This is a genomic window from Tistrella mobilis, assembly GCF_039634785.1.
Lineage (GTDB): Bacteria > Pseudomonadota > Alphaproteobacteria > Tistrellales > Tistrellaceae > Tistrella > Tistrella mobilis.
The window spans coordinates 495,493-514,098 of the sequence record NZ_JBBIAB010000001.1 but is presented as its reverse complement, the minus strand read 5'-3'; the positions used below and the strand labels follow the sequence as shown (position 1 = coordinate 514,098).

Genomic DNA, 18,606 nt, shown 5'->3' with positions numbered 1-18,606 from the left:
TCCGATGCCGCCCGTCGTGTATCCGGCCCGGGCCTTCAGGAGCGGCCCATCATTTCACCCGGATGCGGTTCAGCAGATCCACGATCCGCGCCTGATCGAGCGGCTCGTCCAAGGCCACGCAGATATGGCCGTCGAGGCGGATGGAGCTGAGGCTGGCGGGCAGCGGCGCCGGCTTTGCAGGTGCGGAGACCGGTTCGGACCGCGGTGCCGCCTGCGGCTGAGGCCCGGCTGCGGGCTTTGCCGCGGGTTGCTCGGGCTGGGCCTCCGGTTCGGGGGCAGGCACCGCCTCGGGCTCCGCGGTCTCATCCCCTCCGAACAGCCGCGAGAAGAAGGCACCCACGGGATCCCCCTGCTCTTCGGCAGGCGCTTCGGCTTCGGCCGGCGCCTGATCGACCGGTTCTGCCGGCACGGCCTTCGGGGCGGGCGGCTCGGCGGTTGGCGCGTCGTCAGCCTGGCTGTCGAACCAGCGCCCGATCCCGGCGAACGCCGCACCGATGCCGGTGTCGCCGTCGATCTCGCCGATCGCGGTATCGACGACCGGCGGCGCATCGGCCTCCGGCGCGCGCCGGCCCCGTGCCGGTGCCGGCGTCGTTTTCACCGCATCGACCCCGGCGACCTGGTCCGCTGCGGCCCGGGCATCGGCTTCGGCCGCGGCATCGATCAATGACTGGTCGGGCAGGCTGGTCGCAAACAGAACGCAATGCGCATTCGCCGTTTCCGCCCGCACCCAGTCCAGCCGCGCGCGCGGCCCGTCATTCAACGCCACATCCAGACTGCCGCCGCTGCCCACCGTATAGGCGAAGCGCTGGAAATAAAGCGGCAGCGCCTCTTCGAGTGCCGCCACGGGGTCCGGTGGCCCATCGGATCCTGCTGCATTTTCCGGGGCGGGCGCCGCAGACATGACGGTCGGTTCAGCGGTACGGTTGCCACCACCTCCGACCCCGTTCAGAAGCCCGCTCACCACCGAAAACGCTTTGGCGCCCGCGGGATCGACCTCGCCGTCCGCCTCATCTCCAGCAGGTGCCGAGAGGTCCAGTCCGGCCAGGCGCGGATCGGCCGCCCGCACCGGAACGGTGGCAGGCTGACCTTCCGACGTTTTCACGGTAGGGGCTGCCGGCTGCCCAGACAGCGCCGCCTCGGCCACGGCCCCGCTGGCCCTGGGGCCTGCATCTGCGGCCGCCTTCTCCTCCGGGGCAACAGGCGGCGGTGCCAGCAACGCTGACCGGCTTTCGGGTGTCAGGCGTTGCAGACGCACCTGCCCCCGTGGCACAGCGCCATAAAGGTCGCCGTAATCGGCAATCGCCCGGTCGTAGATGCCGTAGGGCTGAACCACGAAGCGCGACGGCTGGCGCTGCAGCGCCGGCCAGTCGATCCGCACCGGAGACTGCCATTCAGCCATCAACCCGTAACGGGGCGGCACCAGCGGTTGCAGCAGCGGTGCACAGCCCCCCGCAGGCAACAGCATGGCCAGAACCGCAAGCCGGCGGGCAGATGGGCACAAGGTCATGGGCAGGTCATATCCGTCTGGCAGATGCGGTCGACCGACAGTCGGCCACGGGGATCATGGCAGGTCAAGCCCGCCCCCGTGGCAATATCATGGCCCGTGATTCCTGGCCCCACTGATTCGTAATCAGTTGCCGCAATGGGGGATGGTCGGCTGTGATGCGCGGGCCCTTTCCTTTGCAACCGGAACGCTGATGTCGCCCTCTGCCCCCGCCCTGTTGCTCGCTCCGCTGCCGGTTCTGCTCGCCATGGTCCTGCTGGCACTGCGACGCAGTTCCCTGGAAGCAGGGCTCGCCGGTGCCGGGGTGGCGGTGCTGATCGCGCTCGGCAGCGGGGTGGATGTCGCCTCCCTGATCGATGCCGGGCTCCGCGCCGGCTGGATCGCCTGGACGGCCGTTTCGGTCATCCTCGCCGGGCTGGTTTTCGATGCCGTGGCCTCGCCTGCCGCCGCCCTTGGCGGGGAGCGCACGGTCACCGCCGATCCGGCGCGCTATCGCCGCATCTTCACCGCCTGCATGCTGATCGGCCCCTTCGCCGAAAGCGCCACCGGCTTCGGCGTCGGTGCCGTGGTGACGGCCGCCCTGCTCCGCCTTGAAGGGCTGCCGCCGATCCGGGTCGCGGTGCTGTCGCTGTTGAGCCAGTTGCTGGTGCCCTGGGGTGCACTCGCCATCGGAACCCAGGTCACGGCCGCCCTGCTCGACCACGACCCGCATCTGCTGGGCGCCGCTACAGCGCTGCTCTCCGCCCCGGTCTATGCCGGCGCACTGATATTGCTGCGCCTTCAGGCTGCGGCGTCCGGCATCCGCCCGCGGGGGCGTGACCGGTTGACCGATCCACTGCTGATCGCCCTCACCATCCTGCTGCTTGCCGGCGCCAATCTGCTGATCGGGCCCGAAACGGCGGCACTCGCAGCACTCGGCCTGCCGATCGCCGTCGATCTGCTGCTTCGCCGGCGGCAGTCGGGCGGGCAGAACGCCACCATCACGGCACTTGCCCCCTATCTGGTGCTGACCCTGGTGCTGCTCGCCACGCGGCTGATCGACCCGCTGGCCGGGCTGCTCCGCGGACCGATGATCCGGCCCTTCGCCGACCTGCCGGGCTGGGCACCGCTGCATCATCCCTCCCTCTGGCTGCTCGCGACCGGTTTCGGCGTCGCCCTCCATGCCCGCCGCAAGGGTATCATCGGCGCGGCGCGCACCGGCTTTCTGCGCAGCCTGCGCCCGGCCGCAGCCACCTTCGCCTTCGTGCTGCTGGCGGGGCTCTGGGCCGCAGGCGGCGCGCCTGCACTCCTGGCCCAGGCCTGGGCCGGCACGGCCGGGGCAGCCGCCCCGGCCATCGTCCCGCCACTGGCCGGGATTGCGGGCTTCCTGACCGGCAGCAATGTCGCGGTCGCAGCCATGATCGCACCGCTCATCGGCGCCCTGCCCGGGCTCGATGCCGCCGCGACCACTGGGCCCCTGCCGCTTGGCATCACCGCCGCGCTGCTGGCCGCAGGCGGTATCGCGACCATGATCTCCCCCATGCGCCTCGCCATGGCCGCAGCCCTTGCCGGCGCACATCCCGCCGACGAATCGGCCATCCGCCGGGCGGCCACTCCGCTGCCCGTGGCGATCGCCCTTCTGCTTGCCGCAGCCGCGGCGGCAGCCGGCTTTGCGGCCGCAGCTTAACCGCTTGCCAAACCCGGCTTCCGGCGCTATCGTCCGCGCCGTCCGGAGAGGCTCGCCCGTCTCCGCACCGCGCCGGCGTAGCTCAGGGGTAGAGCAACTGATTCGTAATCAGTAGGTCGTAGGTTCAATTCCTACCGCCGGCACCAGATTTGAAAAGCGGCCTGCACCCGGTGCAGGCCGCTTTTTCATGTCTGCTGCCTTGTCAGCGCCGCCTCACGGCCACCCGCCGGTGAAGCCCACGGTCTCGCCGACCACGAAGCCGGCCTTGTCGGACAGCAGGAAAGCGATCAGCTCGCCGATCTCCTCGGGCCGGCCCAGACGACCGAGCGGCACCATCTCGCGCACCCGGGCGGCGCCGGCGGGATCGTCGATCCATTTGGCACGCGGGTAATAGGTTTCGCTGTAGAGGAAGTTCGGCGCCACGGCATTCACCCGGACGCCATGGGGGGCCAGCTCGTTCGCCAGTGCCTTGGCAAGTCCGGTCGAGGCCGAACGGGCGGTCGCGTACATCGCGAAGCCCGGATAGGGACGGCGCGGCGAGGCGGAGGTGACCATCACGATGGCACCGGCGCCCTGCGCCTTCAGATGCGGGGTCGCCGCCGAGGCAAGCGCGAAGGGGAAGACGGTCAGCGCCTCAAGCATCTCGCGCAGCGCCTCCGCCTCGGTCTCTTCGATGCGGCGACGGATCGCGGGATAGGCGTCGTTGGAGACGATGCCGTGCAGCCCGCCCATCCGGTCGAGCACTTCGGCGATCAACCCTGCCGGATCCTGAGCCTCGGCGGCGGTCATGCCCTGATTTTCCGCCTCCCAGGCGGCGCGGGCCGCCACGTCGGTGAAGGATGCGTCATGGGCGATGATCTGCCAGCCCTGGCTGGCAAGCGCCGCCACCGTGGGGGCGCCGGCATATTTGATCGCATTGGTAACCAGCGCCACGCGGGGCGCCGTGTCGGTGACAGGCATGGGTGCGTTTCCATCCTCGTAACTGCCGGGCCTGCTTCTGGTGCTGGCAGGCTCAAGGCTGATTGACCCGGTTCCAGGCAGGGTTCAAAGCTTGGTGCCGTAACGGCTGAGCCGCTCCAGATTGAGGATCTCGATCTGCCCGTGTTGCAGCCTGAGCAATCCCTCTGCCTGAAGCTGGCGCAGCGCCTTGCTTGCGGTCTGGCGCGACATGCCCGAGAGCAGGCCGATTTCTTCCTGCGAGATCCCGAGCTGAAGCTGGTTGTTCGGGCTGAGAACCGGGTTGAACATCCAGGCGATCGACCGGGCGAGCCGGGCGGTCGGATCCAGCAGACGGCCATAGCCCACGAACGCAATGTACTGGCCCAGGCGCTCATTCAGTTGCCGGACCAGAAATTTGTTGAAGGGGGGGCTGTTGTCCATCAGCCAGCGGAAGGTGCGGCCATTGAGCAGGGCTATGCTGGTATCGCGCAGCGCCACGACATCATAGCGCCGGGGTTCGTTCTTGATCACCGAACCTTCGCCAACCCAACCGCTGCTGGAGATGCCGGCCAGACTGACCATTTCACCGCTTTCAGCCACCACACTGATCTTGAGCAATCCGTCGATGACACCGAACCAGGCGTCGACATGGTCGTGCTCGTGAAGCAGGTAGGCGCCTTTGGGCAGCAGCTTCTCGGTCATGTTGCGCCGGGCGAGTTCGCGATCCTCCTCATTCAGATCCTTTGCCCAGTGAGCGACGGTCATGAACTTCGCTTCAGAGAGCATGGCATCCCTTGTCCGGTGGAGCATCGGTCGGCCGGCCGGCCGTTGACTTACCCATCAAAGATAACTCCGGCGTTGGCGGCTGTCCCGGCTGATCGCCATCCGGTACAGGCAGAGGATCGCAACGGTCATCCGGCCTTCACTGCCTGCGGCGGGCTGCACAAAGAGATGTCCCTAGAATTCCGCTAAGATAGCATGATTCACGTCGCACCATCTGTCAACGCACCGAGGAACAGAAAATTGCGATTCGGTTAGGCTTTTCCTCATATCGGAACGAGCCTGCGGGATCCGGCGTGCCGGATCTGTGTCGCATCCGCGAGAAAGGGGGCTCGACCATCTACGGCGCCATGCCGAGAACATGCGCCCCGGACGGAGCATGGGCCAACCATGCCCGCCAATTTCCGGGTCCGCGGCCGTCCGCCAGACACTGGTCCGGGCGGCACAGGGGGGATCCTGACCATGATGCTCAGCCATACGCAGACCACCACCGCGACCCAACTGCCCGCCCGAGGCCCTGCACCGGCCGTGAGGCCGCGCATGGCGCGCGACCAGGCGGTTCGTGCCCTGAAACGCCAGATCATCGTCGACGCCGCGCGGTCTATCTTTGCCGACATGGGCCTCGAGGCGGCATCAATGCGCGGCATCGCCGCCGCCGCCGGCTGCACGACCGGTGCGATCTATCCCTATTTCCGCAACAAGGAAGAACTATATGCCGCAGTGCTCTCTGACGGGCTGACATGCCTGCACGAGCACCTGGCCACTGCAGCCAGCGGCACCACCGATCCGCGCGCACGGGTAGAAATCGTCCTGCGCAGCTATTTTACCTACTACCGCAGCCGGCCGGACGAGATGAGCCTCGGGCTCTATCTCTATCACGGGCTGAAGCCTGCAGGGCTGACACCCGAACTCGACCGCCGGCTCAACCGCAAGCTCTCTCAGGCGCTGGACGTCATCGGAGACGCGCTCGCCGCCTATGCCGGACTGGACGCGGAAGCCCGGCGTATGGAACTCTGTCAGGTGTTCAGCTATCTGATGGGCCTGCTGATCTGCGATTGCACCCATCGGCTGGGCTCGCTCGGCAGCAATGCTGAAGCCATGCTCGACCGCTACACCGCCGACCTGCTCCGCCGCCTCGCACCGCATTGACCGGCAGCCGGGCGGCCCTGACCGGAGCCCCCGCCCGTGACCGAGACAGACCCCGCCCGTCCGCATCCGGCCATGCCGGGGGTCGGCGTCATCGCCATCGCGTGGCATGACGACCGTGTCGCTCTGGTGCTGCGCGCCAATCCGCCCCAGGCCGGTCACTGGGGCTTCCCCGGCGGCCGGGTACATTGGGGGGAGGGGCTGGTCGACGCCGCCATCCGTGAGCTGGCAGAGGAAACCGGCCTTGAGGCCCGGGCCGACGCCTCGCCCGCACCGGAACCTGTTGCGGTGCTGGAGGTCGCGGAAGGTGCCGCCGATCGGCCGGATCATCATTTCGTGCTGGTGGCCATCCGTCTTGCCGTGACCGGATCCGCCGGGCTGCAGGCGGCTGACGACGCCTGCGACGCGATCTGGGCCGACCCCGACAATCTGCCCCAGCCACTCTGCCGCGATGTTGCAGACCTGGTGGCAGCCACCCGCCCGGGATAACGGCTGCCAGGGCGGTGGGTTTCGCATGGCGGATTTTCCTCCCGCCCACGTTGACAGCCGTCCGTCGGCCCCGCCTGATCATGCAAGGTCCGGATGTCGCATCCGGGCCGACCATGATCGCCCGGCAACGCATCGGGCGACGGAGGGAGGAAGACCCAGATGATCTGTCTCACATCCCTTGCCGGATCGGCGGTCGGCCGACGCCGGTCGTTGCACGCCGCCCTTCTGGCCGCAGCCCTGCTGACGACGATACCCGGCCTTCCGGCTGCCCGGGCTGCGGAAACCACTGTCGCGGATGCCGCGGGCGCGGGCTTCGATGCCGCCCGGCTCACCGCCCTTGGCGACCGGCTGGCAGCAGATGCCGAAGCCGGCCGCATTCCGGGCGCCGTGCTTGCCGTCGAACGTGACGGGCAGCTGGTCACACTGCGTGCCGTCGGGTGGCAGGATCGGGCTGCCGGCACGAAAATGACCGAAGACAGCCTGTTCCGGCTCTATTCCATGACCAAACCGATCGTATCGGTCGCGGCCATGCGCCTGATCGAAGACGGGCGGCTGCTGCTGGCGGCCCCCGTCTCGGCCTATCTGCCGGATTTCGCCAGGCTGGAGGTCGGCCGCGAGGTCGCCGGTGCCGATGGCAAGCCGACGGTCGAGACCACCCCCGCCACACACAAGATGACGGTGCGTGATCTTCTGCGCCACACCAGCGGCCTGACCTATGGCGTGTTCGGCAAGTCGGCGATCAAGAGCCGCTATCTGGCAGCCGGCACCCATCTCTGGACCGATACCAACGAACAGTATGCAGCCAGGCTGGCGAAGCTGCCCCTGGTGGCGGAACCGGGCACGCTTTGGGAATATGGCCGCTCGACGGACCTGCTTGGCCGGGTGCTGGAAGTCGCCGCCGGCAAACCGCTGGATGAGGTCGTGGCCGGGCTGGTGCTGAAGCCGCTTGGTATGACCGAGACTTTCTTCCACGTGCCCGAGGCCCTGCGCAGCCGGGTGGCGGCCGCCGACCCCGAGGCCGCTTTCGGCAACAAGCCGCCCGAGCTGCTCGACCCTGCGCACCCCGATACCTTCCTTTCGGGCGGCGGCGGCATGTACGGCAGCACCCGCGACTATCTGCGCTTCCTGCGCATGATCCTGAATGGCGGCGAGCTGGAGGGCACCCGGATCCTGAGCCCGGCCAGCGTGCGGCTGATGACCGCCGATCATCTGACGCCCGAGATCGATACCGGCGGGCTGGGCCCCCTGGGCTATGGTTTCGGCCTGGGCTTCGCCGTGCGTCGGGGCGAGGACGGTGCCTGGCCGGGCAGCACCGGCGATCTCTATTGGGGCGGCTATGCCGGCACCTATTTCTGGATCGACCCGCGCGAGAAGCTGCTGGTGGTCTACATGATGCAGAGCGTCTCGCAACGTGAACCTTATCGGCTGATCGTTCGCCAGGGCGTCTATGGTGCCATGACACGCTGAACCGCGAGGCCGCGGTGCCCTTGGGCCCCGCGGTCTTCCTTACCTCGATATTCAACGTTGGATTGATATTTGCCTGTCGCTATCATCCCTGGATCATCTCAACCCCAGGGAGACTCCCCGATGCGGATCGACGAGATCGTGCTGCGTTTCGTGACGCCGAAGATGGTGGCGCCCTTCGCCAATCGCTGGCAGCGCATGGAACGCTGGACCAAGCTGATCGTCGAGATCCGGTCCGACGGGCTGTCGGGCTGGGGCGAATGCACGGCCATGGAGTCGCCCTTCTACCATTACGAAACGATCGAGACCGCCTGGCACATCATCGAGCGGCACCTGGCGCCGCTGCTGGTCGGCAGCGACGTGGACGGACCGGAAGACATGCTCAACCGGTTCCGCGACGTCGCCGGCCATGTCGAGACCATTGCAGCGCTGGAAGTGGCGTTGCACGACCTGCTGGCCCGCCGCGATGGCGTGGCACTGGCGGTGCGTATCGGCGGCGCCATCAGACCGGTGAAGGCCAGCGCCACGATCGGCGTGACCGGAAGCGTCGCCGATCTGCTGGCGGCGGCCCGGCGGGCGGAAGATGGCGGCTATCACCGGATCAAGGTGAAGATCAAACCCGGCTGGGATGTGGAGCCGCTGTCGGCGCTGCGCACCGAACTGCCCCATATGCCGGTGCTGGCTGATGCAAACGGCGCCTATGGGCCTGAGGATCTGGATCATCTGACCGGCTTCGACCGTTTCGGGCTGATGCTGCTGGAACAGCCGATGGCCGCGCACAACTGGAAGGCCTATGCAGCCCTTCAGTCCCGACTGGACACCACGGTCTGTCTGGACGAAAGCATCCACACGATGGAGGACGTCGACGAGCTGCTGGAACGTCGCGCGGCCCGCGCCGTCAACATCAAAGTCGGCCGGGTCGGGGGGCTGATCCGGGCAAGGGCGATCCACGACCGGCTTGCGGCAGAGGGTATCGGCTGTTTCACCGGGGCCAAATTCGAGACCGGCATCGGCCGCTGGACGAATATCGCGCTCGCCACCCTGCCCGGCATGACCTATCCGTCGGATGTCGCAGAAAGCGCCCGCTATTTCGCCCCCGACATCACCACCCTTCCGGTCGAGTTGACCGGGCGGGGGCTGGTCGCTCCGCTGGATGCGCCGGGCCTCGGCACCGAACCGGACCCGGTGCAGCTCGCCCGGGTCACGACCCGGATTCTGAGGATCGGGGCCTGAGGGCCGATCAGGCCGATGCGCCGGCGCTGCGCGCACTGCGCCGGCGCCGGCCGGGGGTGGCGGCCGGCTGCAGGCCCTGCTCGATCCGCCGAGCCTCGGCGGCCATCAGGCCCACGATGCGGGCACGACGCGTCGCGTCCATGCGCTGACTGATCGCACCGATGCTGATCGCTGCCACCGGCATCCCCGTGCGATCATTGATCGGTACCGCCACGGCGCACATGCCGGGCACGATCATGCCATCGCTGACGGCATGGCCGGCCCGCCGCGTGGCCTCGACCATCCGGCCGACCTCCTCAGGGGCACAGTCGAAGCGGGCGAAGCGCTCGGCATTGGCCGCAATCACCTGGCCGACCTCCTCATCGCCCAGCGCTGCAAGCAGGGCAAGTGACCCCGCCGAAACGCCCAGGGGCCGCCGACCGCCGACATCAAGGCTGAGGGTGCGGATGGGAAAGGCCCCTTCCACGCGGTCGACGCACAGCGCATCCATGCCGCTGCGCACGAACAGATAGACCGTATCGCCGGTCTGCTCCGCCAGACGCTGCAGCGAGGGACGGGCAATGTCACGAATGCTGAAACGGTTCGATGCCGACGAGCCGAGCAGAAACAGCTCGAGCCCCAGATGGTAGCGGTGGGTATCGGCGGCCTTGTCGACCAGACCCTGCTCCTTCAGGGCCGCGAGCAGCCGGTGGGCCGTCGCTTTGTGCAGCCCGGTTGCGGCTGCAATCTCGGACAGCCGCGCCCCTTCGCCCACATGGCCGGCGAGAACGCGGAGGATTGCCGCGGCACGCGCCACACTCTGCACATTGCCAGCATCGGTCGAACGTCGCACCGCCGGCGCCGCGTCCCCCCGATGGCCACCCTCGCCGCGGGCAACCCGCGGCAGCTCCTCGACACCCGACATCCGGCTCATGCCCCGGTCCTCCATTCCGACCGCAGCCCGCGCAATCGCGGCCGACGGTCGGAAGAACCTAGGCGATATGATGACCCCTGTCAAACCACCATGGGTTTTGCTTAAGCCGAAAGAGGAGGTCTGCGGCGATCAGACGCGAGCCATCAGAGAACATAGTCCTTGAGGGTTGTATTCAGATTTTCACTCAACCTTTGATCGAAGCCCGCGAGCAGGTCGCGGGTCATGCGATCGAAGGCGACCTCACGGGCAAGCGGAGAGCCACTGGCATCGATGGCGCGCACCAGGCGCGATTCGACATCGACATAGGCCTGCCGCTCGCCGGTCTCCGACAGGATCTCGAGCGTCGCGATCAGCGTCGCGGCATATTCGTCGGTCGGTTCCTGGGTGAACGTGCCGCGAATGCCGCCGGTCTGGGGGAGCGGCTTCTCAATCACACTCGCGTCACGGATAACGAGACGTGCCGTCCCCGACACACCCGCCGCCTCCAGCCGGTCCCGCGCCCAGTCGCCGGCGGCCCGGGCCGGTGAGGTCGGGAAAAGATGCTCGACATTGGGGGCCTTGCGTGGCGGCTGGTAATTGTCCAGCAGCTGCACCCGGGCCACGTTCAGCCGGAATTTCGGCTTGTCGTCGAACCGGATCGGCTTCGGCCCCTCGGGCAGCGGCTCCGAGGCGCAGCCGGCCAGAAGGCCTGCAGCGGCAAGACCTGCGGCCAGGCCCAGCACCCGGCGACGGGTGGGTCCGATGCCCGTATAGGGGTGCATCGCACGGGGGCGCGTCGGATGGAACGGGGAGGTGGTCATCGTCGGTCAGTCTCCCTCGATATGGCCGGCGTCCTCGACGTGATCCGGCGGCCCGTCAGTGCCGGTGGTCATCATTCGCCCGCAGCCGGGCGATGTCTGCATCGTCATAGACATAGGATGTGCCGCAGAACTCGCAAACCACGTCGACTTGGCCGTCGACGGTCAGCTCGGCCAGATCGTCGCCGGGCAGGCTGCGGATCAGCCCCTCGACACGCTCGGGCGAGCAGCGGCAGGCGAAACCGAGCGGCAGCGCCTCATAGGCGATGGCGCCATCCTCGTGATAGAGGCGAAGCAGCAGGGTCTCGAGCGGCAGATCCGGGTCGGTCAGCTCCTGGTCGCGGACGCTGGAGGCCAGCACCACCGCACGGTGCCAGCCGTCCTCGGCATCCTCGGCCGCGGTCGCCGTACCGCCCTCGGCCGGCATGCGCTGAAGCAGCAGCCCGCCGGCCCGCCAGCCCCGGTCGCCCTCGGGCGGCGTCACCGCAAACCGCACGGCGCTTTCGATCTGCTCCGACATCCGGAAATAGGCATGAACCGCATCGGCCAGACGCTCGCCATCGAGTTCGACGATGCCCTGATAGCGCTCCATGCCCTGACCCGGGTCCAGCGTCAGCGCCAGATAGGCCCGGCCGAACAGGCGCGGCATCGAGGGCGCGCCCTGATGGCGCACGCCGGCAACGGCCGTGTCCAGCGCCGCCACGGCATCGGCATCGAACTGGGCATAGCCCCGCAATGCGCCCGACGCGGTCGCATCGGCGACCATCAGCGAGACCGGGCCGTCACCGCGGATCTGCACCGTAAACACACCGTCGGTCTTCAGCGAATGGGCGACCATGGCGGCCAGCGTCACCGTCTCGGCCAGCACGGCAGAGACCGCCGCCGGATAGGCATGGCGCCCCAGGATCTCGTCCAGCGCCGGGCCCAGCCGCGCAACACGGCCGCGAGCCTCGGCCCAGGGGAGCCGGAACGGCAACGAGCGGTCGACCAGGGTCGACCGCTCGGCAGGGGTTCCGGCGCCGTGGGTCGGCGTCGTCGTCATCACTTGGTCTCCATGACACCCAGGCACCAGGCGAGCACCGCCTTCTGGGCATGAAGCCGGTTCTCCGCCTCGTCGAACACGACGGAGGCCGGACCGTCCATGACCGCGTCGGTGACTTCCTCGCCGCGATGGGCCGGCAGGCAATGCATGAACACCGCCCCGGGTGCCGCCTTCGCCATCACCGCATCATTCACCTGATAGGCCGGGAAATCGCGCTGGCGGGCTTCGGCGTCCTTGCTGTCCATCGACACCCAGGTGTCGGTCACCACGCAATCGGCGCCGGCCACGGCGGCACCGACATCCTCGCCCACCGTCACACGGGCGCCGGCCGCCAGGGCCGCCGCCACCGCGTCGGGATCCGGCTGATAGGCCGCAGGACAGGCGATCGCCAGGTCGAAACCGAAATGCACGGCCGCCTGTACGAAGGTCACGCACATATTGTTGCCGTCACCGACCCAGGCGATGCGACGGCCAGCCAGATTGCCCGGCCCCCACTGCTCTTCCAGGGTCATGAGGTCGGCCATCAGCTGGCAGGGATGCGAGCGGCGGGTCAGGCCGTTGATCACCGGCACGCTGGCATGGGCCGCCAGTTCGGTCAGGGTCTCGTGCGCGTGGCAGCGGATCATGATCGCGTCGACATAGCGCGACAGGACGCGGGCCGTGTCGGCGATGGTTTCGCCGCGGCCCAGCTGGCTGTCCTGCGGGTTCAGGATCAGTGCCGAGCCGCCCAGCTCGTTCATGCCCACCTCGAACGACACGCGGGTCCGGGTCGACGGCTTCTCGAAGATCATCGCCAGCGTCCGGCCGCCAAGCAGCGGCGGGCGCTCACCTGCCGCACGACGGGCCTTCAGCGCATGGGCGAAATCCAGAATGCGCCGCAGCTCAGCCGTCGGCAGCGCGTCCAGATCCAGGAAATGGCGGGGCGTCCGCGCCGCAGTGAGCGGCGCGTCGATGGTCAGGTCCAGGGCCGTCATCCGGCGGCCTCCTCTGTGGCGATCTCGGATGCGACGCTGTCGCAGGCCCGACGGATCGCGTCGATGGCTTGGTCGATCTCGGCATCACCGATGATCAGCGGCGGCAGCAGACGCACCACATTGTCGCCCGCAGGAACGGTCAACAGGCCGTTTGCCCGGAAGGCATCGACCATGCGCCCGTTGGCCACCACGCATTTCAATCCCAGCATCAGCCCGGCGCCGCGGATCTCTTCCAGCACGCCCGGATAGTTGGGGATCAGCTGCGACAGCTCCCCCCACAGCCGTTCGGACGCCTGGCGGACCCGGTCGAGAAAACCGTCTTCGAGCATCACGTCCAGCACCGCATTGCACGCCGCCATGGCGAGCGCATTGCCGCCGAAGGTGGAGCCATGGGTACCCGGCCCCATCACCGCCGCCACCTTTTCGGTCGCAAGGCAGGCGCCCATGGGGAAGCCCGAGCCGATGCCCTTGGCGACCGCCATGATGTCCGGGGTGATGCCCGCCCATTCATGGGCGAACAGCCGGCCGGTCCGGCCGAAGCCGCACTGAACCTCGTCCAGGAACAGAAGCAGGCCATGCTGATCGCAGAGCTTGCGCAGGCCGCGCAGATAGTCGAGCGCCGCCGGTCGCATGCCGCCTTCGCCCTGAACCGGCTCGATCAGGATCGCCGCGGTTTCCTCAGTCACCGCCGCCTCGGCGGCCGCAAGGTCGCCGAAGGGTACGTGATCGAACCCGTCGACCACCGGATCATAGCCGTCCAGGTACTTCTTGTTACCGGCGGCGGCGAGCGTCGCCAGCGTGCGGCCGTGAAAGGCGCCCTGGACGGTGATGATGCGATAGCGGCCGGGCTGGTCCGACAGATCGAAATAGCGCCGCACCATCTTGATGCCGCATTCGATCGCCTCGGCGCCCGAATTGGAGAAGAACACGGTATCGGCGAAGGTGGCGGCCACCAGCCGTTCCGCCGCCTTTTCCTGGCCCGGGCTCTGATACAGGTTCGACACGTGCCAGAGCTTCCCCACCTGCTCCGTCAGCGCAGAGACCAGATGGGGGTGGGAATGCCCGAGGGCATTCACGGCGATGCCGCTGGCGAAATCGAGGAATCGTCGCCCGTCCGCCGTATACAGATACGCGCCTTCGCCCTTGTCGAACGTCAGATCGGTCCGCGCATAGGTCGGCATCACGGCCGGGATCATTGTCCCTCGCTCCTCGTGGCGGTTGGGTGTCCGCACCCGTCATAACGGCGACGGACACGCTGGAAAGGGGCGAGTATCCGGTGTGGAACCTGTGCTGTCAATCGCGCAGCACAGGCGGCAAGCGGCGGATTTCCTTGGTGTGCGCCTGCGGCCCGGTGTACCTTCGGAGGCGTATCCGACGGGTATGGATTCCCGTGACGGCGGCACCGCCCCCGTCGGAATTCAATGGCCCGCGTCCGCTCCGGACGTCAGATGACCACCCGGCAACGGGTCGGCCCGCGTACAGGCAGAACATGACCGTCACCAGCCGTGGTCTCATCGTCCTCGCCGAGGATCAGGACAGTCTCCGCAAGCTCTACCGAGACGTGCTGGAGGCGCATGGCTTTTCGGTTTTTACCGCCAATAACGGCGAGCAGGCCATCCAGCTGTGCACCTCGAACACGCCCAAACTGGTCGTGCTCGACATCATGATGCCGGGCATGGACGGCATCGAGGCCTGCGGGCGGATCCGCCGGATCCTGGGCTCGGCCGTGCCGATCATCTTCCTGTCCTCGCTCGACACGCGCGAAACCGTGCGGGCCTGCCTGGAAGCGGGCGGCGACGACTACATCATCAAGTCGGAAAGTCTCGCCAAGCTGGTGGAACGGGTGGAGTTCTGGACCCGCCCGAAAACGCCCCATGCCCGCGAGCGTCGCCGCGAGGTGCTGACCAGTGCGCGCGACGCGCTGGCGAAGCCGCAGGCCGAGCTCGCCACCCGGCAGCTGAAGCTGGCCGAGGGCTCGGCGCCAACCATTCAGAACGACGACGTTCTGCTGAAGGTGAGCCGGATCGTCGCCCTCGCCCGCGCACTCGCCAGCCCGGATTTCGGCAACAGCCATGCCGATCAGGTCTTCATGCTGGGCTATCTCACCGGCTCGGTCGAGTTCTGGGCTCAGCGCATGCCCGAGGTGAAACGGCGCTTCGACGAATATCTCCGCGCGGCACTGCGCGATACCGGCATCGTCGACAAGGCCCAGGGCGACAAGCTGATTTCGGCGCTGGTCGAATATGTCAACGAGCGCACCTTCAAATCCGGTCGCACCGCCGGCCGCCGCGAAGCCGGCGAGGCCGAGAACGGCACCGGACCGTTCGAGCCGCTGGCCCTGCGCGAATTCGAGGAAAGCCGTCGCGAAGCAGAAGGGCGGCGCGAGGCGGAAGGCCGGCGCTGAGGCCGGCCGTCACCCGTCATCCCGCCGCAGGCTCGCGGGTCGCATAGCGCTCCAGCGCCCGGCGCAGATCCGCCGGCACTTCTGCGGGGCGCCGGCTGTCGCGATCGATGGCGACACAGATGCTGTCGCTGTCGGCGATCAGCACGCCGCCGGCATAAAGCGCCTGCGGAATGGCGATCGAGCTGCGGCCGATGCGCTGAACCCCGGTCGCGATCATCACCAGCCCCGGATAGCGCAGCTCGGCCTTGTAGCCGATCCGAAGCTCGGCCTGGACCATCACCGTCGGGGCATCCTGATCATAGCGGGTGGCGAGACCGCAAAGATCGAACAGCCGGGTGCGCCCCAGCTCCAGCCAGCGGGCATAGACCGCGTTGTTCACATGCCCCAGCATATCGGTCTCGCCGAAGCGGATACGCTCGGGGATCCAGAGCCGGAAGCGACCGGCACCGGGGCCGATGGCTGCCGGATCGGTCGGCGGCGGCACGGTATCGATCAGCAGGTCATCGGCCGTATAGGGCGGCAGGGTCTCGGACGTGGTCATGGCGATGGCGGCCTTCGGGGCAGGCCGGCGACAGATTCGCGCCGGAATTGATCCATGCCCCAAAGACTATCGCTTACCGATCCGGGCGGCCAGCCCGCATCACAATCCGGCGCCGCCAGGGTCCGGCGGTCAAAGGGCCTATTGCGGCGAGCGCTTGGCCAGGATGCGCTGCAGGGTCCGGCGATGCATGTTCAGCCGCCGGGCGGTCTCGGAGACGTTGCGGTCGCACTGCTCGAACACCCGCTGGATATGCTCCCACCGCACGCGATCGGCCGACATCGGATGCTCGGGCGGCGGCGGCAGAACCCCCGACCGCGACAGCAGCGCCCGCTCCAGATCGTCCGGATCGGCGGGTTTGGCCAGATAGTCGAGCGCACCGGCCTTCACCGCCGCCACCGCGGTCGCGATGTTGCCATAGCCGGTCAGCATCACGATCCGGGCGTCCTCGCGCCGGTCCCGCAGGGCCGGCACCAGATCCAGGCCGCTGCCATCGTCCAGGCGCATGTCGAGCACGGCAAAGGCGGGCCGCAGGCTGGTGAGCAGGTCGCGCGCCTCGGCGACCGAGCCGGCGGCATGGACGTCGAAACCGCGGCGCTCCATCGCCCGGGCCAGGCGCTGCCGGAACGGCGCATCGTCATCCAGGATCATCAGCACGCGGTCTTCGGGGGCTGCGGCGGCGAGGTCGATCAGATCGGCATCTTCCGCATCGACATGTGGCGGCGTGGACATGGGACGGCATTTCCTCTTGCGATACGGACCCGCAGCAGCGGCAGGCTGCATTCAGAACGACACCGGTCTGGCGGCACCCTTGCCGCCGCCCGCCAGGGCAGAACGCGACCAGCGCAGGCTGACCACGGCTCCGCCCTCGGGCCGGTTGGCGAAACGGACATCGGCGCCGGTGCGGGCCAGCAGGGTCTTGGCGATGAACACGCCGAGCCCCATGCGCCCCGCCTCGCGGCGGGTGGACATGTAGGGCTCGCCGATCCAGGGCAGCAGATCCGCCGGGAAGCCCGGGCCGTCGTCGCGCACCTCGATCGTGATATAGCGCGGATCCCAGCCCAGCCAAAGCGTTACCCGGCCGGCGGCGAACTGAGAGGCGTTCTCGACCAGATTGCCCAGGCCGTGGAGCAGTTCGGGCACGGGCGCCGCATCGGGCATCTGCGCACGATCGGATCCGGGGTCGATCTCGACCACGATCTCGGGGCCGGAACTGCGCCGATAGGGTGCTGCCGCACTCTCCAGCAGTTCCGGCAGGCCCAGGCGCTTGAAGGCGGGGCTCGCCTGTTCGGGGGCCCGCGCCAGCCGGGCCAGGATCTCGCGACAGCGGGCGCTTTCCGAAACCAGCAGCGCCAGATCCTCGGCCTGCGGACCGTCGGGGCCCAGATCGCGCTCCAGTTCGCGGGCGACGATGGCGATGGTGCCGAGCGGCGTGCCGAGTTCATGGGCCGCCGCCGCCGCAAGCGCCCCCACCGCCGAAAGCTGCTGCTCCCGCGACAGGGCGATCTGGGTGGCGGAAAGCGCATCCGACATCCGCCGGGCCTCGGCCGCGACCCGGGCGGCATAGACGGTCAGGAACAGCAGGCTCAGGACCAGCGCCGCCCAGACCCCGGCGACATAAAGCGGTGGCAGGGCGAGAGGTCCGCCCTCGCCGTCCCAGGGCAGCGGATGATGCCAGACCGCCAGCATGGTCACCGCAATCAGCGACATGCCGGCCAGCACCACGGTAGAGCGCACCGACAGGATGGTCGCACTGATCGTGGCCGGGGCCAGCACCAGCACCGAGAAGGGATTGGCCAGACCGCCGGTGAGCTGCAGCAGCACCGCCAGCTGACAGACGTCGAAGGCCAGGAACAGCGCCGCCTGGCCGTCGGTCAGCCGGGCATTCGCCGGCCGCGCCAGGGTGGTGGCAAGGTTGAGCAGGGCCGAGGCCCCCACCGCGGCCACGCATTCCAGCAAAGGCAGCGGGAAGCGGAGCCCCTGCGACACCAGCATGATCGCCGCCAGCTGCCCGGCGATCGCCAGCCAGCGGATGGTGACCAGGGTATGGGCACGCACCCGCCCGCCATCGGGGGATCCCATGCCCGGCGGCAGGCTGCCGGCCGGCGGAAGCGTGGGGCCGGCCGCACTCATTCCGGCACCTCGACCCTGAGATAGAGGTGATAGCGCCCGGGTGCCACGCCCTCGGGCAGGTCGATCGGCCGGAGCCTTGGGTCGTCGAGCGGCTGATCGGCCGCCACCACCGCACCGGGCGCCAGCAGAACCGGCAGCGCCGCCGCCACACGGGCGGCGTTCCGGGCCGTCGCCTCGGCATCGCCACTGCCGATGTCGGCATGGGCCAGGGCGGCGGGCGCCGGGATGCGTTCGGCCGCGCGTGGCAGGGTCTCTGCCAGGTCCCCCGAAATCAGATGGGCGTCGTCGGGGATGCAATCCGGATGGGCCGCGACCTTGCGCTCGAACACGAAGATTTCCCGGTCGGGCAGGATGCTGCGCAGATGGTCGTAGGTGCGGCCATTGCCGAGCCCCAGCTCCAGCACCGGCCCGTCGAGATCGCGGATGATCTCCGCGGCACGATCCAGGCAGGCACGCTGGGCGGTCAGGCGGCGAATGAAACTGTCGAGACGGCTCACGGATGGCTCCAGTTCAGGCGGACGGGGCCCGGGTCGCCGGCCGTCGCGCTTGACCCCCGGCCGGCACCGGACCACCTTCGATCGAAC

18 protein-coding genes and 1 tRNA gene are annotated in these 18,606 nt (G+C 68.5%); 7 read left to right on the top strand and 12 right to left on the bottom strand.

The genetic code is table 11. From position 1 onward, the window contains the following. Positions 1-49: 49 nt before the first annotated feature. On the bottom strand, positions 50-1,507 hold the full coding sequence (locus WI697_RS02435) for a hypothetical protein (RefSeq protein WP_345957242.1): 1,458 nt from the start codon (positions 1,505-1,507) through the stop codon (positions 50-52). Positions 1,508-1,697: 190 nt separating this feature from the next. On the opposite strand from WI697_RS02435, the gene WI697_RS02430 reads away from it, so the two are divergent. Together WI697_RS02430 and WI697_RS02425 are read left to right on the top strand one after the other, a co-directional pair. Continuing rightward, complete coding sequence (locus tag WI697_RS02430) at positions 1,698-3,170, top strand: hypothetical protein (protein WP_345957241.1); 1,473 nt, start codon at positions 1,698-1,700, stop codon at positions 3,168-3,170. A gap of 71 nt (positions 3,171-3,241) precedes the next feature. Next, a tRNA-Thr gene (locus WI697_RS02425) sits at positions 3,242-3,316 on the top strand. Positions 3,317-3,383: 67 nt separating this feature from the next. Here WI697_RS02425 and WI697_RS02420 read toward each other — a convergent pair. Further along, on the bottom strand, positions 3,384-4,130 hold the full coding sequence (locus tag WI697_RS02420) for an SDR family oxidoreductase (protein ID WP_345957240.1): 747 nt from the start codon (positions 4,128-4,130) through the stop codon (positions 3,384-3,386). An 84-nt stretch (positions 4,131-4,214) separates the two neighbouring features. Then, entirely contained in the window at positions 4,215-4,895 is a 681-nt protein-coding gene (locus WI697_RS02415) for a Crp/Fnr family transcriptional regulator (protein ID WP_014743556.1), read from the bottom strand. Between the two features lie 534 nt (positions 4,896-5,429). Here WI697_RS02415 and WI697_RS02410 point away from each other — a divergent pair. From WI697_RS02410 to menC, 4 genes are all read left to right on the top strand, one after another. Continuing rightward, positions 5,430-6,038, top strand: coding sequence for a TetR/AcrR family transcriptional regulator (locus tag WI697_RS02410; RefSeq protein WP_345957239.1), 609 nt, complete (start codon positions 5,430-5,432; stop codon positions 6,036-6,038). Between the two features lie 36 nt (positions 6,039-6,074). Further along, positions 6,075-6,524: an NUDIX hydrolase gene (locus WI697_RS02405; RefSeq protein WP_345957238.1), complete on the top strand. Its 450-nt coding sequence runs from the start codon at positions 6,075-6,077 to the stop codon at positions 6,522-6,524. Between the two features lie 159 nt (positions 6,525-6,683). Next, positions 6,684-7,991, top strand: a complete 1,308-nt coding sequence (locus WI697_RS02400; protein WP_345957237.1) for a serine hydrolase domain-containing protein — start codon at positions 6,684-6,686, stop codon at positions 7,989-7,991. Positions 7,992-8,111: 120 nt separating this feature from the next. Then, positions 8,112-9,221 (top strand): o-succinylbenzoate synthase, encoded by a 1,110-nt coding sequence (menC, locus tag WI697_RS02395; RefSeq protein ID WP_345957236.1) that lies wholly within the window; start codon positions 8,112-8,114, stop codon positions 9,219-9,221. A gap of 7 nt (positions 9,222-9,228) precedes the next feature. On the opposite strand, the gene WI697_RS02390 is transcribed toward menC, so the two are convergent. The 5 genes from WI697_RS02390 to WI697_RS02370 all read right to left on the bottom strand — a co-directional run bounded on the left by WI697_RS02390 (position 9,229) and on the right by WI697_RS02370 (position 14,143). Next, positions 9,229-10,134: an IclR family transcriptional regulator gene (locus WI697_RS02390; RefSeq protein WP_345957235.1), complete on the bottom strand. Its 906-nt coding sequence runs from the start codon at positions 10,132-10,134 to the stop codon at positions 9,229-9,231. Positions 10,135-10,277: 143 nt separating this feature from the next. Further along, positions 10,278-10,934, bottom strand: coding sequence for a hypothetical protein (locus WI697_RS02385; RefSeq protein ID WP_345957234.1), 657 nt, complete (start codon positions 10,932-10,934; stop codon positions 10,278-10,280). A 55-nt stretch (positions 10,935-10,989) separates the two neighbouring features. Continuing rightward, positions 10,990-11,973: an Hsp33 family molecular chaperone HslO gene (gene hslO / locus WI697_RS02380; RefSeq protein WP_062762694.1), complete on the bottom strand. Its 984-nt coding sequence runs from the start codon at positions 11,971-11,973 to the stop codon at positions 10,990-10,992. Further along, positions 11,973-12,947, bottom strand: a complete 975-nt coding sequence (argF, locus tag WI697_RS02375; protein WP_062762691.1) for an ornithine carbamoyltransferase — start codon at positions 12,945-12,947, stop codon at positions 11,973-11,975. Before argF ends, hslO begins: the two co-directional genes overlap by 1 nt. Beyond that, on the bottom strand, positions 12,944-14,143 hold the full coding sequence (locus WI697_RS02370; RefSeq protein ID WP_014743546.1) for an aspartate aminotransferase family protein: 1,200 nt from the start codon (positions 14,141-14,143) through the stop codon (positions 12,944-12,946). The genes argF and WI697_RS02370 overlap by 4 nt, the downstream gene beginning before the upstream one ends. Before the next feature lie 293 nt (positions 14,144-14,436). Between WI697_RS02370 and WI697_RS02365 the strand changes: the two genes are divergently transcribed. After that, entirely contained in the window at positions 14,437-15,351 is a 915-nt protein-coding gene (locus WI697_RS02365) for a response regulator (protein WP_345957233.1), read from the top strand. A gap of 16 nt (positions 15,352-15,367) precedes the next feature. On the opposite strand, the gene WI697_RS02360 is transcribed toward WI697_RS02365, so the two are convergent. The 4 genes from WI697_RS02360 to WI697_RS02345 all read right to left on the bottom strand — a co-directional run bounded on the left by WI697_RS02360 (position 15,368) and on the right by WI697_RS02345 (position 18,519). Further along, positions 15,368-15,892, bottom strand: coding sequence for an acyl-CoA thioesterase (locus WI697_RS02360; protein WP_014743544.1), 525 nt, complete (start codon positions 15,890-15,892; stop codon positions 15,368-15,370). A gap of 138 nt (positions 15,893-16,030) precedes the next feature. After that, on the bottom strand, positions 16,031-16,621 hold the full coding sequence (locus WI697_RS02355) for an ActR/PrrA/RegA family redox response regulator transcription factor (protein WP_014743543.1): 591 nt from the start codon (positions 16,619-16,621) through the stop codon (positions 16,031-16,033). Positions 16,622-16,672: 51 nt separating this feature from the next. Continuing rightward, complete coding sequence (locus WI697_RS02350) at positions 16,673-18,022, bottom strand: ActS/PrrB/RegB family redox-sensitive histidine kinase (RefSeq protein WP_062762684.1); 1,350 nt, start codon at positions 18,020-18,022, stop codon at positions 16,673-16,675. Beyond that, on the bottom strand, positions 18,019-18,519 hold the full coding sequence (locus tag WI697_RS02345; protein ID WP_014743541.1) for a class I SAM-dependent methyltransferase: 501 nt from the start codon (positions 18,517-18,519) through the stop codon (positions 18,019-18,021). The genes WI697_RS02350 and WI697_RS02345 overlap by 4 nt, the downstream gene beginning before the upstream one ends. Positions 18,520-18,606 lie beyond the last annotated feature (87 nt).